32 protein-coding genes and 7 tRNA genes are annotated in these 24,894 nt (G+C 48.0%); 32 read left to right on the top strand and 7 right to left on the bottom strand.

The genetic code is table 11. From position 1 onward, the window contains the following. Positions 1 to 54 precede the first annotated feature (54 nt). The 11 genes from ACPLJI_RS01095 to ACPLJI_RS01045 all read left to right on the top strand — a co-directional run bounded on the left by ACPLJI_RS01095 (position 55) and on the right by ACPLJI_RS01045 (position 2,965). The gene (locus tag ACPLJI_RS01095; RefSeq protein ID WP_424730609.1) at positions 55 to 453 is read left to right on the top strand and encodes a zinc ribbon domain-containing protein; all 399 of its coding nucleotides are present in this window, start codon (positions 55 to 57) and stop codon (positions 451 to 453) included. Between the two features lie 141 nt (positions 454 to 594). Further along, positions 595 to 667 (top strand) — tRNA-Asn (locus ACPLJI_RS01090). Between the two features lie 4 nt (positions 668 to 671). Next, a tRNA-Ile gene (locus ACPLJI_RS01085) sits at positions 672 to 745 on the top strand. Between the two features lie 18 nt (positions 746 to 763). Beyond that, a tRNA-Glu gene (locus ACPLJI_RS01080) sits at positions 764 to 838 on the top strand. A 44-nt stretch (positions 839 to 882) separates the two neighbouring features. Then, positions 883 to 966: transfer RNA gene (locus ACPLJI_RS01075), tRNA-Leu, on the top strand. 18 nt (positions 967 to 984) lie between these two features. Then, positions 985 to 1,060, top strand: a tRNA-His gene (locus ACPLJI_RS01070). 216 nt (positions 1,061 to 1,276) lie between these two features. Continuing rightward, a complete protein-coding gene (locus ACPLJI_RS01065; RefSeq protein WP_424730564.1) occupies positions 1,277 to 1,573 on the top strand; it encodes a hypothetical protein in 297 nt (98 codons plus the stop codon). Positions 1,574 to 1,629: 56 nt separating this feature from the next. Then, entirely contained in the window at positions 1,630 to 2,040 is a 411-nt protein-coding gene (gene hjc, locus ACPLJI_RS01060; RefSeq protein WP_424730565.1) for a Holliday junction resolvase Hjc, read from the top strand. A gap of 46 nt (positions 2,041 to 2,086) precedes the next feature. Beyond that, positions 2,087 to 2,158: transfer RNA gene (locus ACPLJI_RS01055), tRNA-Cys, on the top strand. Positions 2,159 to 2,176: 18 nt separating this feature from the next. Further along, a tRNA-Trp gene (locus tag ACPLJI_RS01050) sits at positions 2,177 to 2,318 on the top strand. A 26-nt stretch (positions 2,319 to 2,344) separates the two neighbouring features. Beyond that, positions 2,345 to 2,965, top strand: coding sequence for an MBL fold metallo-hydrolase (locus tag ACPLJI_RS01045; protein ID WP_424730566.1), 621 nt, complete (start codon positions 2,345 to 2,347; stop codon positions 2,963 to 2,965). 365 nt (positions 2,966 to 3,330) lie between these two features. Here ACPLJI_RS01045 and ACPLJI_RS01040 read toward each other — a convergent pair whose 3' ends face one another. From ACPLJI_RS01040 to ACPLJI_RS01025, 4 genes are all read right to left on the bottom strand, one after another. Continuing rightward, positions 3,331 to 3,462, bottom strand: coding sequence for a hypothetical protein (locus ACPLJI_RS01040; RefSeq protein WP_424730567.1), 132 nt, complete (start codon positions 3,460 to 3,462; stop codon positions 3,331 to 3,333). A gap of 110 nt (positions 3,463 to 3,572) precedes the next feature. Beyond that, positions 3,573 to 4,223 carry a potassium channel family protein gene (locus tag ACPLJI_RS01035; protein WP_013296441.1) on the bottom strand — a complete coding sequence of 217 codons (651 nt, stop codon included), beginning with the start codon at positions 4,221 to 4,223 and terminating at the stop codon, positions 3,573 to 3,575. A gap of 121 nt (positions 4,224 to 4,344) precedes the next feature. Continuing rightward, the gene (locus ACPLJI_RS01030) at positions 4,345 to 5,775 is read right to left on the bottom strand and encodes a TrkH family potassium uptake protein (protein WP_424730568.1); all 1,431 of its coding nucleotides are present in this window, start codon (positions 5,773 to 5,775) and stop codon (positions 4,345 to 4,347) included. A 143-nt stretch (positions 5,776 to 5,918) separates the two neighbouring features. Next, positions 5,919 to 6,140, bottom strand: coding sequence for a TRAM domain-containing protein (locus ACPLJI_RS01025; RefSeq protein WP_010876887.1), 222 nt, complete (start codon positions 6,138 to 6,140; stop codon positions 5,919 to 5,921). A gap of 152 nt (positions 6,141 to 6,292) precedes the next feature. On the opposite strand from ACPLJI_RS01025, the gene ACPLJI_RS01020 reads away from it, so the two are divergent. The 4 genes from ACPLJI_RS01020 to fhcD all read left to right on the top strand — a co-directional run bounded on the left by ACPLJI_RS01020 (position 6,293) and on the right by fhcD (position 10,254). Then, positions 6,293 to 6,784, top strand: coding sequence for a metallophosphoesterase (locus tag ACPLJI_RS01020; protein WP_424730569.1), 492 nt, complete (start codon positions 6,293 to 6,295; stop codon positions 6,782 to 6,784). 67 nt (positions 6,785 to 6,851) lie between these two features. Beyond that, the gene (locus tag ACPLJI_RS01015; RefSeq protein ID WP_424730570.1) at positions 6,852 to 7,868 is read left to right on the top strand and encodes a UPF0104 family protein; all 1,017 of its coding nucleotides are present in this window, start codon (positions 6,852 to 6,854) and stop codon (positions 7,866 to 7,868) included. 148 nt (positions 7,869 to 8,016) lie between these two features. Continuing rightward, entirely contained in the window at positions 8,017 to 9,078 is a 1,062-nt protein-coding gene (locus tag ACPLJI_RS01010) for a sensor histidine kinase (protein WP_424730571.1), read from the top strand. A gap of 282 nt (positions 9,079 to 9,360) precedes the next feature. Next, positions 9,361 to 10,254 (top strand): formylmethanofuran--tetrahydromethanopterin N-formyltransferase, encoded by an 894-nt coding sequence (gene fhcD, locus ACPLJI_RS01005; protein WP_424730572.1) that lies wholly within the window; start codon positions 9,361 to 9,363, stop codon positions 10,252 to 10,254. Between the two features lie 37 nt (positions 10,255 to 10,291). On the opposite strand, the gene ACPLJI_RS01000 is transcribed toward fhcD, so the two are convergent. Then, the gene (locus ACPLJI_RS01000) at positions 10,292 to 12,220 is read right to left on the bottom strand and encodes a 3H domain-containing protein (RefSeq protein WP_424730573.1); all 1,929 of its coding nucleotides are present in this window, start codon (positions 12,218 to 12,220) and stop codon (positions 10,292 to 10,294) included. Between the two features lie 114 nt (positions 12,221 to 12,334). On the opposite strand from ACPLJI_RS01000, the gene ACPLJI_RS00995 reads away from it, so the two are divergent. Next, a complete protein-coding gene (locus ACPLJI_RS00995; protein WP_424730574.1) occupies positions 12,335 to 13,837 on the top strand; it encodes an NAD(P)H-hydrate dehydratase in 1,503 nt (500 codons plus the stop codon). 41 nt (positions 13,838 to 13,878) lie between these two features. On the opposite strand, the gene ACPLJI_RS00990 is transcribed toward ACPLJI_RS00995, so the two are convergent. After that, positions 13,879 to 14,148, bottom strand: coding sequence for a pro-sigmaK processing inhibitor BofA family protein (locus ACPLJI_RS00990; protein ID WP_424730575.1), 270 nt, complete (start codon positions 14,146 to 14,148; stop codon positions 13,879 to 13,881). Next, on the bottom strand, positions 14,148 to 15,332 hold the full coding sequence (locus ACPLJI_RS00985; RefSeq protein WP_424730576.1) for an argininosuccinate synthase: 1,185 nt from the start codon (positions 15,330 to 15,332) through the stop codon (positions 14,148 to 14,150). The genes ACPLJI_RS00990 and ACPLJI_RS00985 overlap by 1 nt, the downstream gene beginning before the upstream one ends. Before the next feature lie 212 nt (positions 15,333 to 15,544). Between ACPLJI_RS00985 and ACPLJI_RS00980 the strand changes: the two genes are divergently transcribed. From ACPLJI_RS00980 to ACPLJI_RS00905, 16 genes are all read left to right on the top strand, one after another. Then, positions 15,545 to 16,276, top strand: coding sequence for a succinylglutamate desuccinylase/aspartoacylase family protein (locus tag ACPLJI_RS00980; RefSeq protein WP_424730577.1), 732 nt, complete (start codon positions 15,545 to 15,547; stop codon positions 16,274 to 16,276). 43 nt (positions 16,277 to 16,319) lie between these two features. Next, entirely contained in the window at positions 16,320 to 16,985 is a 666-nt protein-coding gene (locus ACPLJI_RS00975; RefSeq protein ID WP_424730578.1) for a metal-dependent hydrolase, read from the top strand. A 103-nt stretch (positions 16,986 to 17,088) separates the two neighbouring features. Further along, the gene (locus tag ACPLJI_RS00970; RefSeq protein ID WP_424730579.1) at positions 17,089 to 17,400 is read left to right on the top strand and encodes a monovalent cation/H+ antiporter subunit E; all 312 of its coding nucleotides are present in this window, start codon (positions 17,089 to 17,091) and stop codon (positions 17,398 to 17,400) included. Positions 17,401 to 17,410: 10 nt separating this feature from the next. Further along, positions 17,411 to 17,668: a monovalent cation/H+ antiporter complex subunit F gene (locus ACPLJI_RS00965; protein ID WP_424730580.1), complete on the top strand. Its 258-nt coding sequence runs from the start codon at positions 17,411 to 17,413 to the stop codon at positions 17,666 to 17,668. Between the two features lie 14 nt (positions 17,669 to 17,682). Beyond that, positions 17,683 to 17,937: a DUF2109 family protein gene (locus ACPLJI_RS00960; protein ID WP_321211183.1), complete on the top strand. Its 255-nt coding sequence runs from the start codon at positions 17,683 to 17,685 to the stop codon at positions 17,935 to 17,937. Next, positions 17,938 to 18,177: a DUF4040 domain-containing protein gene (locus ACPLJI_RS00955; protein WP_321211182.1), complete on the top strand. Its 240-nt coding sequence runs from the start codon at positions 17,938 to 17,940 to the stop codon at positions 18,175 to 18,177. Then, complete coding sequence (locus ACPLJI_RS00950) at positions 18,174 to 18,533, top strand: cation:proton antiporter subunit C (protein ID WP_171770416.1); 360 nt, start codon at positions 18,174 to 18,176, stop codon at positions 18,531 to 18,533. The genes ACPLJI_RS00955 and ACPLJI_RS00950 overlap by 4 nt, the downstream gene beginning before the upstream one ends. Before the next feature lie 29 nt (positions 18,534 to 18,562). Continuing rightward, positions 18,563 to 20,059, top strand: a complete 1,497-nt coding sequence (gene ehbF, locus ACPLJI_RS00945; protein ID WP_424730581.1) for an energy conserving hydrogenase EhbF — start codon at positions 18,563 to 18,565, stop codon at positions 20,057 to 20,059. A gap of 11 nt (positions 20,060 to 20,070) precedes the next feature. Beyond that, positions 20,071 to 20,406: an energy-converting hydrogenase B subunit G, EhbG gene (locus ACPLJI_RS00940; RefSeq protein WP_321211180.1), complete on the top strand. Its 336-nt coding sequence runs from the start codon at positions 20,071 to 20,073 to the stop codon at positions 20,404 to 20,406. Beyond that, positions 20,399 to 20,695 carry an EhbH gene (locus ACPLJI_RS00935; RefSeq protein WP_321211179.1) on the top strand — a complete coding sequence of 99 codons (297 nt, stop codon included), beginning with the start codon at positions 20,399 to 20,401 and terminating at the stop codon, positions 20,693 to 20,695. Before ACPLJI_RS00940 ends, ACPLJI_RS00935 begins: the two co-directional genes overlap by 8 nt. Then, the gene (locus ACPLJI_RS00930; protein ID WP_424730582.1) at positions 20,692 to 21,153 is read left to right on the top strand and encodes an MnhB domain-containing protein; all 462 of its coding nucleotides are present in this window, start codon (positions 20,692 to 20,694) and stop codon (positions 21,151 to 21,153) included. The genes ACPLJI_RS00935 and ACPLJI_RS00930 overlap by 4 nt, the downstream gene beginning before the upstream one ends. A gap of 13 nt (positions 21,154 to 21,166) precedes the next feature. Then, positions 21,167 to 21,394 (top strand): energy-converting hydrogenase B subunit J, encoded by a 228-nt coding sequence (locus ACPLJI_RS00925; protein WP_424730583.1) that lies wholly within the window; start codon positions 21,167 to 21,169, stop codon positions 21,392 to 21,394. A 21-nt stretch (positions 21,395 to 21,415) separates the two neighbouring features. Further along, positions 21,416 to 22,759 carry a 4Fe-4S binding protein gene (locus ACPLJI_RS00920; RefSeq protein WP_424730584.1) on the top strand — a complete coding sequence of 448 codons (1,344 nt, stop codon included), beginning with the start codon at positions 21,416 to 21,418 and terminating at the stop codon, positions 22,757 to 22,759. A 15-nt stretch (positions 22,760 to 22,774) separates the two neighbouring features. Continuing rightward, positions 22,775 to 23,284, top strand: a complete 510-nt coding sequence (locus ACPLJI_RS00915; protein WP_424730585.1) for a 4Fe-4S dicluster domain-containing protein — start codon at positions 22,775 to 22,777, stop codon at positions 23,282 to 23,284. 10 nt (positions 23,285 to 23,294) lie between these two features. Beyond that, a complete protein-coding gene (locus ACPLJI_RS00910; protein WP_424730586.1) occupies positions 23,295 to 23,741 on the top strand; it encodes an NADH-quinone oxidoreductase subunit B family protein in 447 nt (148 codons plus the stop codon). A 19-nt stretch (positions 23,742 to 23,760) separates the two neighbouring features. After that, on the top strand, positions 23,761 to 24,891 hold the full coding sequence (locus tag ACPLJI_RS00905) for a nickel-dependent hydrogenase large subunit (RefSeq protein ID WP_321211175.1): 1,131 nt from the start codon (positions 23,761 to 23,763) through the stop codon (positions 24,889 to 24,891). Positions 24,892 to 24,894: the final 3 nt, after the last annotated feature.

Genomic DNA, 24,894 nt, shown 5'->3' with positions numbered 1-24,894 from the left:
ATACCTTTATAAACTTTCGTTGAGATAAGCTTTGATGTTGATACATTGAGGCTGATGGATATGGTTTACTGCCCAAGCTGTGGTGAAAGAAACAGGGAGGGCTCAAGGTTCTGCAGGAACTGCGGAACCCTCCTTGAGGAAAAACCACTTAAATCCAGGTTCATATCTGGAGATTTCAGGGAAACCCCAGTTAAAAGGGATCTTCAGAGGAAAGAATTCAGTGATGCAAGAGAGGATGGGTTTGAGTGGGATACCGCCCTGCGCGGTGCACTGGTGCTTGTGATCCTCATGGTGATCCTTGGCAGAATATTTGGATTCATGGGTTCTATGGCAGCCCTCATTGTATCTGTAATCTATGTGCTTTCATCCTCCAGGAGAAAGTCCCAGTCACTGATGATTGTGTTGGTGGCCTTTGTGATGGCAGCTGCCACATCAGCACTGTTCAGCATATGATCACCATCCTCGTGGGCTGTCTGCAGAACCACAGCTAAACCGAAAACTTTATATATGATGGGTATAAATCTAATTGTACGCCTTGGGATGTGCACCACAAACCACTGGTTTGTTGCAAGCAAGGACTTGTACTTGGCAGGTGCCGCCGTAGCTCAGTAGGTAGAGCGTTCGGCTGTTAACCGATTGGTCACAGGTTCGAGCCCTGTCGGCGGCGTCAGGGGCCCATAGCTTAGCCAGGTAGAGCGCCCGGCTCATAACCGGGCGGCCATGGGTTCGAATCCCATTGGGCCCACTTAATCGGTAATCAGAGGCTCCGGTAGTGTAGTCCGGCCAATCATTTCGGCCTTTCGAGCCGAAGACTCGGGTTCAAATCCCGGCCGGAGCATCAAAAACCCATTAATTGTTTCATCTTTTTCCTCTTTTAGGATTGCGGGGGTGCCCGAGCTGGCCAAAGGGGACAGGCTTAGGACCTGTTGGCGTAGGCCTACCAGGGTTCGAATCCCTGCCCCCGCACTGTGATAGAATTCAACTGCCGGGGTGGGGTAGGTGGTTATCCTTCGGGACTGTGGATCCCGCGACTCGGGTTCAAATCTCGGCCCCGGCCCCATTCTCATCAATCACCTTTTCATCATCTGAAAATTATCAACTTCTGGAGAAATCTATAAAATTCGGGCACCCGGGGCACGGTTTATTGGACCACCAGCTCAGACCACTGAAAAATCACTGATCCCTTCATGGAAAATTATTTATTGGGTTATGATGAAGATTTTCAGTACCGGCTGAGGATACCGGTAAAGCACCTCAGAAAACCACGGCTGATTGCATGATACGTATTGAAAGGACCTGCACCTCCTTCAGGGCTACTGTGATTCAGGAGGGCGAGGAAATAGGAACCATGGAGGGCATCTACCTGACACAGTGGTTCCTTAAAACAAGGTACCACTTTACCGGGACGTTCATACGGTTCATGCCATCTGATGAGAGGTTCAACAGGTCGGGTTTGACAGTTGACATTTATCTCCATGACCAGAATGTAATTGTAAAGGATGCTCTCATTGACTGGCTCAGTGACAGTGGAAATGGGACCTTCAGGGCAAGGAGAATAGAGAGTGTTATTTAGTATTTTGTTATTCAGTGTCTCTGGAAAGGGAGAATCGAGGGTCTTGGGGTGTCTTCATGGTTAGGGATGGATCGCGGGGAGAGAGGGACCTTGTGAAACTCCTCTGGGAAAAGGATTTTGCGGCCATGAGGGCACCTGCATCTGGTGGGGCCACAAAGAAACCCCTCCCGGATATCATTGCAGGGAACGGAGAGATATACCTTGCAATTGAGGTTAAGATGACATCAGGTGAGCGCATATACATTGATTCCAGGAAGATAAACGGACTTCTGGAGTTTTCGGAGATATTCGGCGCAGAACCATATATCGGGGTGAAATTCAGGTACAGGGACTGGATCTTCCTTTCACCAGACGACCTTGAGATGACACCATCGGAAAATTACAGGCTTGACCTTGATATTGCCCTTGAGAGGGGCAGAGATATACATGAGATAACCGGCCGTGAAAGGCAGACCCGACTCAGGTGAGGGGACCGCAAACTTTAAATACTAATTCTGATATTAGTTACTCTATGCCAAGGTAGCTTAGTGGCGAAGCGGTGGACTGCAGATCCATTACACGTGAGTTCAAATCTCACCCTTGGCTTCAAAATTTCTATCAAATGGGGTCATGGTGTAACCAGGCTATCATCTGGGACTCCAGTTGTCTTTGAAGAAAATGCGCGCTCTGACTACAGTATGATGACCGATTGGAGTACTGAGACAAGAGAAATCCTAGGATCTGGGTTCAAATCCCAGTGACCCCATCACTCCCTTTTTCTGAGGCGCTTTCATGATACAGAAATTCGATAATCTAATAGCGATTGAAGGAACACTCTTTGATTCTAACATATACATCCTTGGAGACACGGTGGTTGATGCAGGGACAGGAATGAACCCCGATAACCTCATGAAGAGGATAAGGGGGGCCGGTGTTGAGCCCAACAGCATAAAACATATAGTGAACACCCACTGCCACTTTGACCATACCGGTGGAAACAGGCTCTTCGATGCAGATATAGCAATTCATAGTCTTGATGCAGAAGCACTCAGGGAGGGGGACGACACTAAAACGGTTGCCTACATGTTCTCGGCATCCATGGAGCCAATGGAAGTGACTGTTGAACTAGGGGATGGGGACTTCATAGGCGACTTTGAGGTTATCCACACACCCGGCCACACACCTGGATGCATATGCCTGTATGATGGCAGATCCCTCATCTCGGGGGACACGGTTTTCGCTGATGGGGGATTCGGTCGGGTTGATGTTGGTGGGGACATCAATGAACTCGAAGGGTCCATTAAAAAACTGATGAAACTCGACATTGAGCAACTGTTCCCTGGCCACGGCCCATGGGTTGATAACGGTTCAATGCATGTGGAACTGGCAGCCACCTTCCTGGGAATAGGGTAAAAATGGTCTGGATCCAGGGATTCAGGCTAAATGTTATTTCCATTTCTGCATGTAAACGGCTTTTTTCCTGGCAAATTTCTGGTTCTGATTCAGTGATTCTATCCATTGCAGGATAGAAATGACTCCCGTAAACTCTCACATGATCCCCTCCTTTTAAGGGGCTTTCCGCACCATATCTAACAAGCAAATAACCGGGCCCTGGAGATACACTGAGTACGGGGTACTGTTCTGTTTCAAATTCATTTCCTGAATATTGCTCCATCAACCCATACTCTTCTCGCCTTTAGAAAGAATAATGGGTTTTCCTCCAAATCTGATAGTTTGGGCTGAGAACAGCTTTTTGCCTGATATAATGGCCGTTCCATTCAACGGCTCAGGGTAATCTTCACCTTCACCACGGGTGTCTGGGTGTCATATGAAATCCAGCTCTCAGGGTACGTACCAATACCTGTGAGCAGTCCAGTTATGAAGCCAGCCATGAAGTAACATTTAACCATTCATTCACCCCTCATATCACACTTCTCTACTGGCTATACTGGATCGGGCTTTAGAGATCTGTGGGAAATGAAATTTCAGTAAGCGATGAAATTAAAAATAGTGAGAGTGGTTATCCTGTGAATTTTTTTGTAACCTCATTCACAGCTTCTGTCTTCACAAGCACAGATATCTTGGCTCCCCTCTCAAGGACCATGTCTGGCTGGGGTATGATCAGGTCCCCGTTGCTGTATATGGCCACAATGATGTACTTTTCAGTTGGAGAAACATCCTTGACCTTCTTCCCAACAATTTTGCTGCTCTTTATCTCCATATCAAGGATCTCGGCATCCCCATGTCCAAGGACGATGAGGTCAGCCACCTTTGGCCTTGTTATCAGCTTCTCAAGGTAACCTGCAGCGGTCCTCTCCGGGCTTATAACGTGATCTATGCCAACCTTCTTGAAGGCATCCTCATGGTCCGGGTTGCTGACCCTTGCTATGATCTTTGGTATATTGTACTCCCTCACAAGTATGCAGCTTAGGAGGTTGGCCTCATCATTTCCAGTGGCCGCAACAAAGACATCTGCGTTGTTTATGTTGGCCTCCTCGAGGGTCTTTATGTCTGTACCGTTACCGCAGATCACAAGGGCGTCCAGTTCAACTGCAGCATTGGCACAGAGCGTTTCATCATTTTCTATGAGAGTTACATCATTTCCATCTGATATAAGGAGGTTTGCAAGTGTTAAACCAACTCTACCCCCGCCCATTATAACAACATACATATCCACACCTTTCAGACTTCAGGCAGAATAAAGTAACCATTACTTCGTGTTTACTTGTGTTAAACGTCATCATTAATAAGGTTTTTCAGTGAAGATGATGATCATGTGCCTATTCCCGGGATCAGCTAACCTTGAAGGCCTCCACAAAACCACGTATAAGTACAAGAACAGGGATTATCTCGAGTCTTCCAAGCCACATGCTAATTATAAGGGCCATTTTTGGTATTAGTGGGAGATTGAAACTGGTTATCCCCATACTGAGCCCCACATTTCCCTGTGCAGAGGCAGCCTCGAAAAGGGAGTTTAGGGGGTCATATCCATAGGTTACAAGAATTGACCATGTGAAAAATAGGAGCACGAAGTAAAGGCTTATGTATGACCCGGCCTCCCTTATCTCAGCGTCACTCACAGACTTGCATGATATCTTTCTCGGTATAACCGAACCCTCAGGTGCCAGTATTCTCATGATGTCCCAGTAAACACCCTTCAGCACAGTTATGACACGGATTATCTTCACAGCCCCCGTGGTTGAACCTGCAGCCATACCTGTGAGCATGCATATTATGAGAACTATCTTGAAGTACCCTGGCCAGGCAACCATCTGAGCGGTTGAACTTATACTTGAACCTGTGCAGCTGAGGGCTGATATCACATGGTAGGCTGATTCAAGGGGAGCCACACCCCCAATGTGGACCGAAAGAACCGTGAAAAGGATTATAAAGGCAAAGGTTGCCTGTAGCTGTATATCACGCATAACATTTGAGAGTCTCCCCTTTATTGCCTGGTAGTGTACAAGGAAGCTTGTTCCCCCAAGTATCATGAGAAACATGGTTACAAGGTACACGGCATCGCTATGGTAGTAGCCTATGTTGAGATTCTTTATGGACATTCCCCCTGTTGAGAGGTTCGTGAGGGTGTTGTTGATGGCATCAAAGAGGGGCATACCTGTCAGCCCATAGAGCACGATCCCGAGGACCGTGTAGGTGAGGTAGATCCACCAGATCGTCCTGACGGTATTTGCTATGCTGGGTTTTATCCTCTCCTCCCGCGCCTCAGACTTGTATAAACGTGCAGCGGCTGTGCCTGGCCTTATGAGAACTCCTATAACAACTATAACAACTCCAAGCCCACCAATCCACTGTTCAAGGCTTCTTAAGAACAGAATTGATTTTGGGAGCGCTTCAACGTTGGAGAAAACAGTGAGTCCACTGCCCGTCCATGCAGACATGTTCTCAAAGAAGGCATTTGCAAAATCGATGTTAAGGGCTGACATCATTATGAGGCTACCTATGAATCCAGCCCAGAGCCAGGCAAGACATGCAACCATCATACCATGTTTCAGGCGTATGGTGCATTCTTCAGGGGAATATCTCTTGAGCACAGCTCCAACGCCGAGTGAGATAATTGAGGGCACAATAAAACTTAAAAAATCGCCTTCACCGTAGATCAGTGCAACAATGAGGGGTAATGCAACAACGAAGCCTATTCCCTCCATTATATTGCCAAGATACTTTCCAACGGTAAAAAGGTCCCTCTTTCCAACGTATCTCATGTTACCATATAAAGAATGGGAATGTTCCAATATAAATTTTTAGAATAAAGGACAGAGGTGGTAATACTTCTAATGTGATAGGCAAAAAATAAAGTTCGTTGAGTAGAATGTATCTACTCCAGTTTATATAAAATTCAATCCATTTATTCTACAACTTCAGCGAAAGCAAACTTGCGCCTGGTTGCACTTATCCTTATTTTAACTTCGTCTCCGACACCTGCACCAGGTACAAAAACAACAAAACCTTCAACACGGGCTATTCCATCGCCATCTCTGCCAAGGTCTTCAATTTTAACTTCATACTCCTCACCAACATTAACGGGTGTGGAGTAGGTTTCCTTCCTGTAGTAGTTATCTCCAAACAATTCATCACATCCTTAAGTAGGGACACACAAAATCATATAATTACTTCTGACCAGAAACAGTAAGAAATAATCAAATGACCTCACCGCATCCCATACATAAACTTAAACATCATAGTATATAAATGTATGTAGGATCACTGTATCTTTTGCGGGTGGTTTGTTTGATAGGACTGGTGGCTGATTCACATGATAACCTTGATTCAGTAAGAAAGGCGGTCAATTTGCTCAACAGGGAATCCGTGGATCTTGTTATACATGCAGGTGATTTAATATCCCCATTCACTGCACAGGAATTCGGAAGGCTTGAGATGAGATTTGAGGCCATATTTGGAAACAATGATGGTGAAAGGGATGGGCTGCGTGCCGCGTACTCTGAAATCACAGAACTATCTGAATTTAAGGAACTGGAATTTGATGACCTGAAAATAGCTGTTATACATGGTCATAACAGGCAGATCCTTGACTGTGTTGCTGGATGTGGTAGATATGACCTTGTGGTAACCGGCCACACCCATGAGAAGAGCATTGTGAGCGCAGAAACCATAACGGTTAATCCGGGTGAACTCTGCGGTTACCTTTCAGGAGAGAGTACACTGGCGCTCTTTGACACAGACAGGCTTTCGTGTGAATTTGTAAGGCTTTGATTTACTCTGACACAGACAGGTTTTGCGGTAAGGCTGTGATACCTTAGAAATGATTTCGATGGTTTAAATGAAACACAAAGGCGTAATTCTTATTGCAATAGGGGTACTGGCCCTTGCGGTTATGATATCTGTCATAGGGCCTGGGGAGATTGAGGAGGCCCTGCGGAAGGCGGATCCACTCTATCTAATCATGGCAGTTGCCCTGGAATTCATAATTCTCGGCCTCTTCACCGTTAGGTGGGCCATCACGACGGGGGCTGTTTCAATAAAAATAAGAAAAAGGCACCTATTTCCAATGTTACTTGTGGGGATGGCCATAAATAACCTCACTCCAAGTGCAAGGGGTGGAGGTGAACCTGTAAGGGCATACATACTTGGAAAATACTCCAGGGCATCAATGGAGGCTGCCTTTGCAACTGTGATAGCAGACAGGGGTCTTGACACGTTTCCATTTATCTTTCTCGCCATACTCACCATAGTTGCAATGGTCCTCTACTTTGAACTTTCGCCATGGATAGTGGCTGCGCTTATAGTTTCGGTTATAATAATAACCGCGGCTTTCTTCATAGCCCTCTACATATCCATTGACAGGGATTCCGGTGAGAGGATACTTGGCTGGATCCTTGGCATTGTAAGGAGATTCTACAGAAAGAACTATGAAAAACTTGAAAAAAGGCTAACGAATGCTCTCAGGGAATTTCAGAGCGCCATGAGGATAATGCTGGCTGATAGGAGAGTGCTGCTCTATGGGATACCACTTTCATTCCTGCTCTGGATCCTTGAGATCATAAGGGTATACCTGGTATTCGAGGCATTTGGCACAAGCATTTCACTTATTGTGATAGCAGAGGTCTTCATACTGGCAACACTCATTGGCATGATACCACTCCTTCCCGGCGGCCTTGGCGCCGTTGATGGGGTTATGATAGTCTTCTATTCAGCAGCAGGAGTATCACCATCTGTAAGTGCAGCTGTAACTGTGGTTGAGAGACTCATATCCTTCTGGATGATCTCAGCGATGGGCGTGGCATCTCTACCATATTTCGGGGCTTCTGTATCTGAGAAACTGATGGGGAAACTTTAGGGAAGTCGGCATGTTGGTTCCTTGACTTATCTGATAAGTATCTGGGAAACTTGGGCTATGTGAAATCTGGCACAACACTGGAAAAAGATTTATGGGGCGATAATCAGATCTATAGATGGACTGCTGCAGCAGGTTAGGGGGATTAATCATGCTTGAAAGGGTTTTCTTAACCGATAAGTTACATGACAAAAAAATGTATGAGGACCTCGTTGAGGAGATACGCTCATCACCGGATTACCTCAACCTCCTTCTTGAATCTTCTGAACCATGGATATTACAGGACATAAATGGTTTCATACTTGACCTGAGCAATTCCTTCGCTGATAAGCTGGGCTATGATCCCGATAATCTGAGGGGAAGGTATCTTACAACGTTGAGGGCGATTCCCCTTATTCAGAAGTCCAGGCTAAGGATAATACTTGAACGTCTGGCTGAGGACCCCCACCCATGTACCACCATCATGGAGTTTATGGGCGCAGATGGCCAGGATGTGCCCCTTGAGTTGAGCTTCAGGCCCCTGGAACTATCAGGCCAGCATTTTGTCCTTGTAACTGCAAGGGATGCTTCAGATAAACTTCATGAGGTGTCTGAGCTCCGGGAAAAGATAGCTGAACTCGAGAAGACAATAAAGGGTCTCTACAGGCAGATCGACAGGAACCTTCAGCTTATCACAAGCATAGTTAACCTTCAATTCCCATATATAAAGGATGAAGATGATTATGAGCTCCTCAGAGATACCCAGAATCGTTTAAGGTCCATAAGAAAAGCTTATGAGAAGTTTATCCATGAGAGGTCCTTTGAGACAATAAACTTTGCAGGTTATGCTAGAAGCATTGTTTCGGGGATTTTAAGCACGTACTCCCCTGAACCGGGAAATGTAAGACTTGAGATGTACTTTGAGGATGCTGAAATGGGCCTTGACCTTGCGGTGCCCCTTGGAATGATACTTTCAGAGCTTCTATCCAACAGCTTCAGGCACGCCTTCGCCGATGGACAGGATGGAAAAATAAGGGCTGTTTTCAGGAATAAGGATGAACATTACATGCTTGAGGTCATGGACAATGGTCGCGGTTTTCCTGAGGACTTGGACTTTGAAAATGCAGATTCACTGGGTCTGCAGCTTGTAAAAAGCCTGCTGAACCAGATAGAGGCAAAGGTGGATTACAGGCTTTCACCTGGAACATGTTTCAGGATAAAGGTACTGAAATGAAGCAGATCCTGGATCAATCCCTCAGGGCAATTCATTACTCCGATCCAGTTCAACTGAATTGGTAAGCCTTCTTATCTTAAAAGTCACTTTAATCTGAAGATCCTGCAGATTCATTTTAAGTGCCTCTTCAGCACTCTTAATTCTGTAAAAGATCCTGCAGATTCATTTTAAGTGCCCCTTGAGCGCTGAGAAGATAACCGATTTTGGAACGGGCTTTAACACTTAAACAAAATTAGAAAAATATATTAGCAGTTCTTCCACTAAATCAACTAGGTGATAATTATGGAGATAAATGGTGTTGAAATAGAGGATACATTTGCGGAGGCCTTTGGTATAAAGGTTTCAAGGGTTCTTGTAACTGCAGCAACCAGAAAACTTGCAAAGATAGCTGCAACCGAGGCAACAGGTTACGGTACATCTGTTATAGGGTGCCCTGCAGAGGCGGGTATAGACTGCTACGTTCCACCGGAGGAGACACCCGATGGAAGGCCTGGGTACATAATAATGATCTGCAACCCATCAAAGAAGAACCTGGACCATGAACTCCTTGAAAGGATAGGGATGGGTATACTCACAGCACCAACAACCGCAGTATTCGATGCTCTCGATGATGAGGACGAGAAACTAAACGTAGGATTCAAACTCAAGTTCTTCGGGGATGGATATGAGAAGGAACTTGAAATCGGTGGAAGAAAGATTCACTCAATCCCGATAATGTCAGGTGACTTCCTCATTGAAAGTGAATTCGGAATAAAGGACGGGGTTGCAGGCGGAAACTTCTTTATAATGGGTGACAGCCAGGCATCAGCCCTACTTGCAGCCCAGGCTGCAGTGGATGCAATAGCCGCAGTTGAAGGCACTGTAACACCATTCCCTGGCGGTGTGGTGGCTTCAGGTTCAAAGGTTGGATCAAACAAGTACAAGTTTCTCAACGCCTCAACCAATGAGAAGATGTGCGTGACACTCAAGGATGAGGTGGAGGGCAGCGAAATACCTGAAAACGTCAATGGCGTGTATGAGATAGTTATAGACGGTGTTAACGAAGAGGCTGTAAGGGAAGCAATGAAGGAAGGTATAAATGCTGCATGTACTGTTCCAGGCATAATTAAGATAAGTGCAGGGAACTACGGCGGCAACCTTGGAGCATACCAGATAAGGCTCCATGACCTCTTCTAAATTATTCTATTTTTTATCTTAATAATCAGGTCATCTTTTATTCTATGCAGAACTTCTCCATCATTTCACTTTCAACTATTTTCCAGATTTCATCTTCAGAGAGGTTAACACCAAGGAGGACACCCCTCTTTTCGAGGTCCCTTTCAATCCTCTTTATAACCTTAACGTCACTTGCAGCGACGGTATGGGAGTGTATATTCTTTGATATGCTGTACAGCGCCTTCAGGGATCGCCTGGCGTCTGGTTTTTCAAGTTCCTCCTGGCACCTTCGGAGGTCATCCATGTTCCTTATGTTGAGGTTCCTTGTGACAACCTGCCTCACCCCTGGAAGGTAATGCTTTGAGTCAAGGATTCGACCGCCCCTCCTTATAATTGTCTCCTTGTCGTCCATGTTACCCAGGTCATGTTTGAGGAGCATCTCAACAACCCTTCCTGATTTCTGTATTATGGATTTGATCTCAGCAAGATCCAGATTAACCCCTATGAGGAAACCCTCCTTCCTGAGTTCCTCCTCCACTCTATCCAGGCTCCTGGATTCCGGACCTGATATCCTGTGCGTATGTATACCCCCACCTGAGAGGGTGTAGAGTCTGTCAAGGGATTCCAGTTTACGTGAGTCACTCTGGAGGGTCCTTATGAAACGGTCCACGTCCTCCATTGAATCAACACCCACCTTTCTTCTGAGGGGCTCTGAGAAACCTGGAAGGTAGTACTCTATGTCCTCGATTGTGCAGCCATTCTTTATTATAATCTCCGCTTCCCTTCTTATGTCATCCACGCCGTGGTTTTCAACAATACTCATCTCAGGCTTAATTATTATCTCAACGAGCCTACCATGCTTCCTTGCAACCTCCTTTATTTCACTGTCATCAAGGTTAACCCCGAGAAGGATACCCTCCTCTCTGAGTTCATCGATGACCTTATCTATACTCTCCCTGCCCGGTCCGGATATCCAGTGGGAGTGTATTCCGCTCACAGACTCATAGATCCTTGTAAGGGAGCTCTTCCTGGCGGGGTCCTCCTCAAGGGCATTTAAAAACCTTTCAAGCTCCTTCCTCTCGGACACACCGATCTTCCTGACCAGGGGCTCCTTGAACTCAGGGAGGTGATACTCTATATCCTCCAGGGTGCAGCCATATTTGAGTATTATCTCCGCCTCCCTTCCAATATCCTCAACGTCATGCTTAACGGTTATCTTCACCATTGTGGGTTCCATGGCTGCAAAGTATATGTCCTCACCCCCGCTGATTTCAGGGGATATTACACGGTTGGCCCCTGCACGGTAGAGCCTCTTTATGTTTTCCCTCTTACTGGACCTTGTCACGATCCATATGTCCGGATTCAGCTCCCGGCAGGTGAGGGTTATGAAGAGATTGTCAACATCATCTCCAGTTGTTATTATAACTCCACGGGCCCTATTTATGCCAGCTGCCCTGAGTGTATCCTCATCTGTGGCGCTTTCAGGTATTGCAAGGACGTTGGGGTCCTCCCAGAGTTCTTTCTCCACTATTTCCCGGTCCTTCTCAATTATTATGGTCTTCTGATTCCTTTTCTGTAATTCATTAAAAACGGCGGATCCAACACGGCCAAACCCACAGAGAATGAAGTGGTTGTTCATTGACTGCATTAACCTCCGTATCCTGGCACCTGATATGGTCTCCTGCAGTGTCATCGTGATCACCGAAACGGTTAAGCTTAGAACATAGGCTATGAGTCCCACCCCACCCAGGGCAAGGGTAACAGAGAATATCTTCTGGTATACAGTTACGGGTGTTATGTCGCCGTAACCCACAGTGGCGATGGTGATCACCGTGAAGTAGATGGCATTGTAGAGGTCAAGGCCCATTATGTACATCGAGCCAGCTATACCATAAATTATGAGAGCCGCCAGAGCTGCCAGGGCATAGTATATGACTGATAGGGGAACGTATGGGATATTCTCCACCAGATTCCTTTTGGGTGGCATGGGAAACCTCGCCTGTTTATATGTTAAATATCTGTCAGTCAATAATATAAATTCAGAGCATCTGGATTGGGGCTCTGGAATTAATCCTTAAATTCCATGGATGGTGAAACAGTTATGAAGCCGCTTGATATGGCAGCAGCTGATATTAATGCGGAGTACCTTGGTGTTCCAAGACTTTCGCTTATGGAGACCGCTGGAAGGGCTGTTGCGGAGGAGATAGGTAATTCTGCAGATGGGGGAAGGGTCGTATTATTTTGTGGATCAGGAGGAAATGGCGGCGATGGCTTTGTTGCTGCACGGCACCTCATTAACATGGGATTCAAGGTTGAGGTTCTCCTACTCGCCCACCCCGAAAGGATAGGGTCAGGGGAGGCACGGCGTAACTGGGATGTTCTCATGGCCATGCAGCCAGAGCCAGGCCTTCTCAGTGTAAGGGCAGTCAGTGATTCATCTGAGCTTTCCTCTGTTGATGCAGATGTGGTTGTTGATGCAGTACTTGGCACGGGTGTCAGGGGGCTTATAAGGGAACCATCAAGGTCAGCCATTGAACTCATAAACCGTGCAGACGCATTTAAGGTTTCTGTGGATATACCTAGCGGACTCAACCCGGAGACAGGGACTGTGGATGATGTGGCTGTATCTGCAGATCTCACGGTGACATTTCACAGGATGAAGGAGGGACTTGAAAAGGCGGACCCTGCCATCACAGGGGAAATCGTGGTGAGGGACATAGGGATACCAAGGTCAGCCGAGGTATTCGTGGGTCCTGGGGATCTTCTCAGAATACCCTCCAGGAGCTCTGGGAGTCATAAGGGGGAAAATGGAAGGGTTCTGGTTGTTGGGGGAAGCCATCACTACTCAGGGGCCCCTGCACTCGCAGCAATCTCCGCCCTGAGGGCAGGTGCAGACGTTGTAACCGTGGCAGCCCCGGGTAGCGCAGCCAGCGCCATCAAATCCATCTCGCCTGATCTCATAGTCAGAAAACTTGAGGGTAAATATATAGGCCCGGGGGCCCTGGGGAAAATCATGGAACTTGCAGAAAACGCCGATTCGGTTCTTGTGGGCTGCGGAGCTGGCAGACACCAATCAACATCAGAAACTTTCAGAAAACTAGTTTCAGATCTCCAGGAAATGGGAAAACCTCTGGTACTCGATGCTGATGCACTCAGGCTGATTGATTACTCTCATGTCACTGACTATCCGAATTTAACTGTAACTCCACATATGGGTGAATTCAGGGAATTCTTTAAACTCAGATCTGAGATATACGCTGATTTCAATGAACAGGTGGCTGCCTTCAGCTCTGTTTCATCCAGGATAAGTGGAACGGTCCTTCTGAAGGGCCATGTGGACATGATATTTCAGGGTGACAGATTCCGCCTCAACAGGACTGGTTGCCCGGGAATGACTGTGGGCGGTACAGGGGATTGTCTTGCCGGTTTAACTGCCGGTCTATACGCAATGGGCCTCTCATCATTTGATTCCGCCTCACTTGCAGCGTTCATAAATGGTAAGGCAGGTGAATTGGCAATGGAAAAATATGGAACAGGATTTTTAGCATCGGATATCCACGATTTTATTCCATGGGCAATGGATATGCGTACCTATGGTTTCTGAGCCACAAAGAAGTAATAATTGAATTGATTGGGGGCGCATACCTAGACAAGCCCCAGGATGTTTCCAATGATAAGTATCCCGACTCCTGTCACCCCACCAAAACCAGCCACAAGGACTGTAAGGGGGTTGATGGGGATGTTTACGAATGGCAGTATATTAACACCAAAAAGAAGAAAAATTCCAAGCACTATGTTCCCTGCAAGTGCAAGGATCTTCCTCCCAACACCAAGGAGTATCCTGATGGATGCAAGACCCCCTGCGATTATGAATGTGGCAACCACAATGAGAACAAGGAATGAGAACCCGTCCATCAGTTCTCCTTCCTGCACACCCTGTTATATATCCCGGCCTGGAGGGCGTAGTTTTTGACCATTCCAGCCATCTCCCTCTGGTCAAGGGTTTTGTCCTCAAAGGATACTATCTCCTCACTGTAGAGGCTGTAGGGTGACTTTCTGCCTATGACTCGCATACTGCCCCTGTGGAGCTTGACCCTCACCACTCCGGTTACACGCCTCTGCATGTGATTTATTGCCATGTCAAGGTCCTCACGGAGGGGGTCATGCCAGAGTCCACTGTAGACGAGTTCAGCGTAGGTGCCGCTGATTGTATCTGCAAATCGAAGTTCGCTCCTTGTAAGTGTCAGCTGCTCAAGGGCGCGGTGGGCCTCCAGTAGGAGGAAGGCTGCGGGTGTTTCATAGACCTCACGGCTTTTCATACCTATGATACGGTCCTCCATGATGTCAACCCTCCCAATCCCGTGTTTACCTGCGATTTCATTTGCAAGGCCTATGAGTTCAAGGGGCTTCAGCTCATCACCATTAAGTGCAACAGGAACACCCTTTCTGAATTCAATCTCAACCACCTCTGGTTCTTCAGGGGTTTTATCGATGGGCCTTGTCCACTGGAATGCGTCCTCGGGTGGTTCCACCATGGGGTCCTCCAGGATGTCGCCCTCTATTGCACGCCCCCAGAGGTTTTCGTCTATACTGTAGAGCTTATCGGAGGGGAGTGGTATGCCACAGGATCTTGCATATTCCATCTCCTCTGTCCTTGTGAGGTTCAGGTCCCTTATGGGTGCGATGACATCAAGGTCAGTCCTTGACCTTATAACAGCCTCAAAACGGAACTGGTCGTTCCCCTTGCCTGTGCATCCATGGGCTATTGCAGACGCACCCTCGGATTCAGCAACCTCAACTATCTTTTCTGCTATCAGGGGCCTTGCAAGGGCCGTGCTGAGGGGGTAGCCCTCGTACACCGCATTTGCCTTTATGGCGGGGAATATGTAATTCTCTGCAAACTCCTCCCTTGCATCAACTGTGTGATGTTTATAGTTTCCGAGTTCCTCTGCAACCCTTGCTGGTCTTTCAACCTCCTCTCGCGGCTGGCCCACATCAACGCAGGCTGTTATGACTTCCATACCGTATTTTTCCTCAAGGAGCTTGATACATACAGATGTGTCAAGACCTCCACTGAAAGCAAGAACCACCTTATCCATAACAATCACCTTATAAGAATCAAATACTCATGTTTTTATTAACAGCATTATAGATATAATGGCTGTGGTGTTATTAAGTTGTCCCCAATGTAGTCAGCCCCCATGTGGATGGGGTGGCCCGGGTGTATCACCATTCCGGTTAACTGAGAGATCTGCATGGGGGACCTGATACCCCATTGGGTTTATCATTCTATGGTGCGGCGGTGACCTTGATGTTTGTGAGGGAGGAGTCGGTTAAAATTTCAACTCTACATGATGGGTCGGGTGGTGATGTTACTCTCAATGATGCTGTACGGCCACATCTGGGCTCACCACTTTCCATTGAACTGGCAGGGTACTCCCGTGGGGGCACGGTGATGCTCACCCTTGGAGGGGGAAGGCCAGTGGTAATGATTGTGGCGGGTGTCCATGGGAATGAGATACCCCCACAGGTAGCGGCTGTAAGACTTTCAGAACAGCTTTTATCCATGGATATCAGGGGAACCGTTCATGTGATACCATTTGCCGCCCCATGGGCAACCATGAAGAACAGCAGGTGGTTCATGGGCTATGATCTGAACCGCTCAGCCAGCATTCAGGGTTCTGTAACGAATTCCATATTCAGAAGGGCATGTGAGCTTGGGGTGGATGCCCTTGCAGATTTCCACTCCACCGCGCCCGGGAGCAAACCCGGTGTTGAGGGTGTTTTCTGTTCAGAGGAACCTGAACGTGAAAGCATGGAGATAGCCCGTTACATAACTTCAAGGACTTCATCTGAACTTCTATGCTATGAGAGGGCGTCTTCACATTACAGGGGGGCTCTTGAGGATGAATGCAATCTTGCCGGCATCCCTTCTGTAACCTGTGAGGTTTTATCTGAGAATGGAGTGATCAGGAAGGGCAGTGACGGCAGATCTCTCCTGCAGATGAGGCTTTTCCTGAAGTACATGGGTATTCTATCATGATGAGGTGTCTGGATGTGTTCCTTCAGTAGAGTGGGGTGGGTTGGTGTCTTCATATAAGAAACATGCTGCCTTTTCAATCATAATGGCGTCCCCAATTTTCCAGGCAGTTTTTCCGGTTGCGCTGGCACTTCTGGGGGCCATGATTCCTGACATGGACCATGAAGTTAAATCGGAGAATGTGTCAACGGTGTTTCTTTTTGGGCTTGTGATATTCCTTGTATTTTATATCCTGGGTCTTCCCTACCTTGCAGGGATTGCCCTTATGGATCTTGCCCTCATATTCTATCTTTCAAGGCACAGGGGATTCACACATTCAATCCTCGGGGCCCTCATAATCTCTGCCTGCCTGACGGTATTTGTTCTATCGGTGTTCTTCCTTCTGAGATCACTGGGCCTTGATGGGAAGGCATCAATCATGGTCATACTCACGGTTCTGGGGTTCATGTTCCTTAACAGGGTGATGATATTACCATTCGTACTTCTGACGCTTCTTGGGGTGTTCCTCACGGATTTTCCCACAATGAATCTCTACACAATAATGGGACCACTCCTCATTGGCTTCATCAGCCATGATGTCCTTGATTCATTCACACCCTCGGGGGTCAGGTTCATGAGGCCCTTTTCAGGAAGAACCTTCAGAAAGGGTTTTGGAGTTCTTATGCTGGTTTTATGGGCCATTGCGGTGCTCTACGTGTTCCTGCCCCTGTAATCAAGGAGTATCATATTTTTATTACGATTTATATAGAAAACTTTATATTATCATAAATAATCATGTTAATTAGAACTGGTACTAAAGAGAAGGGAGCTATAAAATGTTTATCACAAGGATTCTGTATGGTATCGCCTACTTCCTGGTCCTGATATATGAGATACTTAAGGCAACAGCTGACGTGGCAGTGAGAACACTGAATGGAAACATTGAGCCTGTAATAGTGGAAATAGAGACTGCACTCACAAGGCCAGTGTCCCAGACGATACTTGCAAACAGCATAACCCTCACACCCGGAACACTTTCGGTTGACCTTGATTCTGAGAACAGAATCCTGAAGGTCGCCGCAATATGTCCACGCAGCAGGGAGGACATAATACCATTTGAGCCCTACATAAGGGGGATGCTTGAATAGGGGGTTTTTCATGGATCTGCTGATGATATCAGAATACGTTCTAATGGCTTCACTGGCGATATTCTCCGTTGCAGCGGTTAGGATCGCAACAAGGAAGAGCATAGGGATGGGCCTTGTTGGTATATCGGCGCTAAGCATAGCCATCGCAACGATACTCATACTCATAAACAGGATCTATGGGGTTGGTTTCTGCCGTGATATAGCCTATGCCCTTGTTCTTCTGGGGCCAGTTGGCACCATAGCATTTGCGAGGGTTCTGAGGGGTTGATAGAAGTGTACATCATGATTTTAAGGTCTGCTATCCTTATCGTATCAGCCATACTCGTGATACTTGCAGCCATAGGTATACTCAGATTCAGGGATGACATAGAGAGGGTACTCTATGCAAGGATCCACGTCCTTGGCATTGCCGATGTTGCATGCATACTGGCACTACTTGCCCTTGGGGAACCACTACTGGCCGCAACCTACTTCATACTGGCACCATTCGTCTCACATGCAATAGCAAACGCCCACTACCATGGGGAGGGGGATTAGATGATCGAATACGTGATAATGATTATAGCCATACTTGGAGCGGTACTTGCACTGGTCCAGAGGGACCTGCTGAAGGCAGCCATACTCACAGGCGTTCCCGGGGCTGCAATAGCAGCCCTTTACCAGCTGCTACTGGCACCTGATGTGGCACTGACACAGGCGATAGTTGGATCCGCAATTATACCGGTCTTCTTTGCACTTGCTGCTTACAGGACAATGAGAATGGAGGAAGAATCATGATCTCTCTACAGCTGGCATCCCTACTGACAGCAGGAAGCCTCATGGTCATAGGTGCTGTGGCCGTGATATTCATAGACAACCTCATAAAGAAGGTTATAGCCCTTTCATTCATAGCCGACGGCGTTAACCTCTTCCTTGTGACACTGGGCTATAGGCCCGGGGGTATAGTCTACATTTACCTTCCAGGAATGTCAGGGACTTGGTTCGCACAGAACGCATCCTACCCCCTGCCCTTTGCACTTGTACTCACAAGCATAGTTATAGGGGCCAGCACCCTTGCTGTGATGCTCGGCATAATAATAATCCTTTACCATAAACACGGCACCATAAGCGCATCCAAGGTGCTGGAAGAGTAAAAAAATCAGGAGTTTACAGGTGAGAAATTATGAATCCACTTATACCGGTCATGGTGGTTTTACCGATTCTCTGCGCTCTTCTACTCAACCTCCTTCATGGAAGGGACAGAACCGTGAAGGCACTGGCTGTTGCAGTGGCAGTTGTACTTCCAGCCATACCCCTCCTTGCAGGGTACGGTGCACATTACTTTGGTGGCTACGCCCCCCTATCAGAGAATCCTGCCATTGCATCAGGGTTGCCTGAGTCCATAAAGTCATCGTACCTCTACTCGTTTCACCCGGGGATAACATACCTCTTTGGAAGTGCCCAGAGGATATTCCTCATTATACTATCAATCGTGACTTTCCTGGCGGTTTTAACATCCCTCAATGAGGTCAGGAAACCTTCAGGTGTATATGCATTTCTCATGTTCATGGGGACAGCTGCTGTTACAGCCATAGTCCTCACAGATGACATATTCAACCTCTATGTCTTCTTTGAGATAGCTGCACTTGCACAGGTTGGTGTGATACTCTGCTCGGGGGTGGAGCGCAGCTATGAAACCGCACTCAAATACATGATGATAGGTGGGGTGGCAGCCCCAATGCTCCTTCTGGGGGTGGCAATACTCCTTGCACTGACAGGAAACGTTAACATATCAGATATAGTGCTTTCAATGAGAAGTGGTCTTGTCAACCCTGGCAGCCCCCTGTTCCTGCTTGCATCATCACTGATACTCTTCGGGTGGCTTTACGGTACAGGGCTCCCACCATTCCACACCATCAAATCAGCAGTCTACAGCAGGGCCCTGCCCCATGGGGCGGCACTTCTTCAGGCCTTCTCTGTATTCACCTTCACAGCCCTGGCACTGGTCATACTGAGAATGTTCTACCATATGCCGCTTGTGAGGTGGGCGATGGTGTTCTTCTCACTGGCAGGGATGGTTCTGGGTATAAGCATGGCCCTCATGCAGACTGATCTAAGGAGGATGATAGGTTTCCTTGCGGTGGGTGAACTGGGGTACATTGGAATAGGCCTTGGCCTTGGAACCGCAGCCAGCATATCAGCGGGTCTCTTTCAGGCTGTCAACGAGGCCCTCATAACAGCATGCATATTCCTGGGCTTTGGAACAATCTTCTACATGACTGGAAGATCCGACCCTCAAAGGATAGGGGGCCTCATAGCATATAAACCAGGTCTTGCAGGGCTCGTGATGCTTTCAGGATTCATAATGGCGGGTGTACCACCATTCAATGTATTCCAGAGCAAGCTGATGCTCATACAGGCGTCCATACAGGCCGGATTCCCTGAGCTGGGTGTTGTGATGATACTCCTCAGCATAGTCACCTTCATGACCTTCCTAAGGGCATTCTATTCGGTTTACCTCAGACCAGAACCTGAGGGAATGGAACTGGAATCCGAATCGGTCCCCAGGTCAACGGTATTCTCACTTGTGGTGCTGATTCTCATATGCACGGCACTGGGACTGGCGCCCTGGATTGCAACATCCCAGTTCACATCACTGATACAGGGTCTTATAATATGAGAGGGGATGAGATGAGCTTCTATGATACGGTAATAGACAGGATAAGGGAATTGACAGAAAAAGATGGTGAGAAGGGAGTAAGCAACATTTCGGCCTCAGCAGCACTCACAGCAGAGATAACCGTAACTGCAGCTGTCCTGATAGCTGCGGTGATGCTGAGGAAGATAAATTTCATCCTCATGGTTTTCACGGTTCTCCTGCTGGCAGTCTTCCTCCTGACCTCGTTCCCCATCTCTGTGAGACTCAGAAGTGAACAGGGGGACGAGTTCAGCAGGATGATATTCTATGTGCTCATGACACTCGGAATACTGGCTTCAATATTCTACTGGGGTGGTTCAGGTGTCTGAATCCATCAGGGGCCTCATGGCAACGGTGGCACTGGGCCTCTTTGGGGTGACACTCTTTGATGCCATCATTGACCTTAGCCATGTGATAAACCCCGGGATAAGCATTGTCTACAATTACCTGGGAACAAAGATAGCCCCAAACATGGTGACGGTTGTTGTGTTTGACTGGAGGGCATACGATACACTTGGAGAGGCCCTCATACTTGTCACAGCTGTACTTGTAACCCTTCTGGTATTTGGAAGGGGTAAGGTCCAGATAGGGAGAGATGATGGAGGGAAAGAGAGATGAGTACAATACTTAAGATATTCGCATTCCCCGCAGCAATATTCATAATGTGCCTGGGAATCCTGACGGTGCTCGGGGGCCACATAACCCCCGGAGGAGGCTTTCAGGGGGGTGCGATGGTTGCAGCCGGGTTCATATTCTGTGCAGTTGTATACGGAATCGAAAAGAGCCCCTTCCAGTTTTCACACGAATTCATGTCTGCAATGGAAAGCATAGGGGCACTGGGATACGTTGCCATGGGACTCTGCGGTCTATTATTCTCAGGTTTCTTCCTTTACAACCTGGGAGTTGACCTTTATGGCATATCACAGAGTGTCAGTGGCTTCTTCAACTACCCGGATCCGACACATGCAGGTATAATACCCTACCTCAACATAGTCGTGGGCCTCAAGGTCCTCGTGGGGCTCAGCGCAATCGTGATAACATTCATGGAGTTCAGGGGTGAAGAGGTCACTGAATAGAGGGGAATCAGGAATGTTTACAGGTCCAATAATCTTCGGGTTTCTACTTGGATTCATACTTGGAAGCAGAATAAGGGATGATGAGTTTCCCGCATCCACCTACATTGCGCTGCTGCTGGTCCTCATCCTCGTGGCATGGAACATTGGCCCATTCCCGTACTATACGGATATACCAGTCGCCACAGGATTCGCAGCGGCAGCAGGAGGTATAGTGGTGGGCAAACTCCTACTTGGGCGCTGATAATATCATGGGGTTAGTATCATGTTCATATCAACAGGAAAATGTGAGGGACTTGGAGAATGCATCAGGGCATGCCCGACGGAAGCGATAAGGATGATCGATGGAAGGGCCTTCAGCTGCATAACCTGCGGTGCATGCATGGAGGCCTGTCCAAACAAGGCAATACGCAGAAACAGGTACGGGGGATACGTGGTTGACAGGGCAAAATGCAACGCCTGCGGTGTCTGTGAGATGACATGCCCCGTAAATAGCATAAAGATAGAGGACGGTGTAGTTAAGGGCATATGTGCAAGGTGCGGTCTCTGCGTCGATAAATGCCCCCTGGGGGCAAGGGTGGATGCATTTGACCTCATAGAGGACAGACAGATCCGTTTCCTGGAATCACTCAACCTGGCGGTGAAGCCACCTGTGAGGAGGACGCCCCGGAGCCATGAGGCCACCAGGGTCAATGTGATCACTGACCCTGATAAATGCACCCTCTGCAGGAGATGCCAGTATTACTGTCCAACGGGCGCCATAATCGTTGATACAGATGATGGGGTATGCACAGAGTGCCGTGTCTGCGAGGATGTCTGTCCTGTGGGGGCGATAGAGGACCTTAAGATAGACCCTGAGAAGTGCACAATGTGCCTCAAATGTCTCAGAGAATGCCCGAGCAGAGCAATATACGTGGATGACTTCGAGGTGAAGATAAGGAGACTGGAAACAGAGCGTGAGGGCAGCATAGTATCCTGCCTCAACTGCGGGCTCTGTGCAGGGGCCTGTGAAAGGGGTGCCATCAGGATGGTTGACGGCAAGCTGAGATACGACCCATCCCTCTGCAGGGACTGCGATGAAACCCCCTGCATAGATGCATGTCCTGTCGGAACCCTGAGGATGGTTGACGGGGAACTGAGGGGCTACTGTGTATCCTGTGGACGCTGCGTTAAGGCTTGTGATGTGAGCAGGGCCCGTGACTTCAAGACTGTGAGATGGGACGGCTCGGTTTCAGAGGACTGCATATCCTGTGGTGTATGCTCTGAGATATGCCCTGTTGACGCCATAACCCTCAAGAGGGGCTCCATAGAGGCGGACACCGATAAATGCATACTCTGTGAGAAGTGCGGAATCCACTGCCCTGCAGATGCCATACCAAAAACTACCATGAAGAAGAGAAGGATAACAGGTGGGTTCACACTCATAGACCCGCGTCTATGCATTGGATGCGGGCTCTGCCTGGACATATGTCCTGAGGATGCAATATCAAGGGATGAAAGCGGGCTCATGATTGTAGATGAGGATAAATGCATACACTGTGGTGCCTGTTCAAACATATGCCCTGCAAGGGCTGTTCTCTTTGAGAGGGAGTTCGGTTTATCAGATTAATGGATGGTGGCTCATGTGAAGAACATATTAAGGATAATGCTGGAGGGTTCCTACACAAACCTCAAGAGGATACTCTTTGCAGCAGACAGGGTAACGGACATGGAACTGAGAAGAAGGATCCTTGAGGGCACAGTGGAACCGGAACCAAAGGTTGCGGAGGTATCATGCATAGGGTGCGCTGGATGCTCAAATGCATGCCCAACAGGGGCCATCGAGATGAGGGACCTGGATGAACCAGTTGAGATCATAGAGGGTCTCATGAAGAAACAGATACCCGTCCTCAACCGTGAAAGGTGTGTTCACTGCTATTACTGCCATGACTTCTGCCCGCTTTATGCTCTCTTCGGGGAACCAGGAACCATTCACCCCAACGATGTGGGGGAAGTTGAATTTGACGCTGGAGCCGTACTTCAGAAACCCGTAAAGATAAGTGAGGACAAACTGAAGTTCATATCTCAGTTCCTGGCGGATAAAAGCGTTATAAAGAGGACCGATACCCTTGCAGAGGCTGCAAGGAAGATGTAGGTGATGGATTATGGGTCTTAAATCATTTTCAAGGTCGAGAGCTGTACATGCAATGCTCGTATACACAGGGGGATGCAACGGCTGCGACATAGAGATAGTGAACGCAGTTCTCTCACCAAAATATGACGCCGAACAGTACAAGATCTTCCTGACATGGAACCCCAGGGAGGCTGATGTACTCATAGTAACCGGTCCTGTCACAAAACAGAATGAAGGGCCACTTAAGGAGATATACAATGCAATACCAGAACCCAAGGCGGTTATAGCTGCAGGGGCATGCGCTCTCATGGGTGGAGTCTACAAGAATATACACGGGGACATACCATCAGAGGAAATCTGCGGACCAGTGGATCAGGTCATACCTGTGGATGCAAAGGTCCCTGGATGCGCAGTAAGACCTGAAGATGTCCTTGCAGGGGCAGTCGCGGCACTGCCAAAACTTCTGGAGGCAGATTGATAAATTCAGGGTGCTTACAATGGATGGGAAAAGGGAGATAATTGAGACAGAAATAACAATGGGTACCGTGCACTCGGCAGCCATAGAACCCTACCGTGTGAGGCTGTTCGTTGAGGATGAAATAGTCAGAGACGCCGAGATAACCGTCGGGGTCAACCACCGGGGAATTGAAAGGATAATGGAGGGGCTCCCTGTTGAGAAGGCCAACAGCCTGACAGAGAAGGTATGCGGGATCTGCTCAGGCGTTCACCTCTGGAATTCAGTCCTGGTGGCTGAGAAGGGCCTCGGAGTGGAGATACCCGAAAGGGCATCCTACATAAGGATAATAGTGGGGGAACTTGAAAGGCTCCACAGCCACCTCCTCTACCTGGCCCATGGAAATGAGGTCCTGGGCCATGAAACATTCTCCATGAGGCTATTCTATATAAGGGAGACCGTCATGGAACTTCTGAGGCTCATAGGAGGTAACAGGGTACAGTACGGTGTACCCATCATCGGGGGAATAAGGCCCCGGGCAGACCTTGATGAGATGAAAATCCAGGGGATAATGGAGGGAATGGACTTCATAGAGGAGAAGGTTGAGGCCTTTGCAGAGAGGTTCACATCGGATCCAATGGTAATGTCCCGTATAACAGGGGTCTGCCCCATAAGCAGGAAGGATGCCCTCAGATTACATGTAACAGGTCCAACACTCAGGGCAACCGGTGTAGAATTCGACCTGAGGACTGAAATGCCATGCTACGACCCATTCGAATTTGAGGTCATAACCCAGGATGGTGGAGATGTCAGGGCAAACCTCCTCATGAGGGTCCTTGAGATATTTGAATCCATAAAGATAATAAGACAGGCCCTCAGGGACCTCCCAGATGGAAGGGTTGTTGACAGGAACTGGGAGATGCAGGATACGGGAATAGTGAAGAGTTACGTTGAGGCCCCCAGGGGGAGACTCTACCATTCCTATGCAATAGAGGATGGAAGGGTGAGGGGTTCAATAATAAGGACACCCTCAATGTCAAACATAGGGGCGATGCAGTATGCCTGCATAGGCCACCACATCACCGATGCACAGCTCGGGATAGTGCAGTGCGACCCCTGCTTCACATGCACAGACAGGGCAATTGAAATAGTAGACCTCAATGCTGAAGGGTGATCA

Origin of the sequence: Methanothermobacter sp. (assembly GCF_049720995.1) — an archaeon.
In the GTDB taxonomy this organism is placed as follows: Archaea; Methanobacteriota; Methanobacteria; order Methanobacteriales; family Methanothermobacteraceae; genus Methanothermobacter.
Note: the sequence above shows the minus strand (reverse complement) of the source record. Positions and strands in the feature narration are given on the sequence as shown.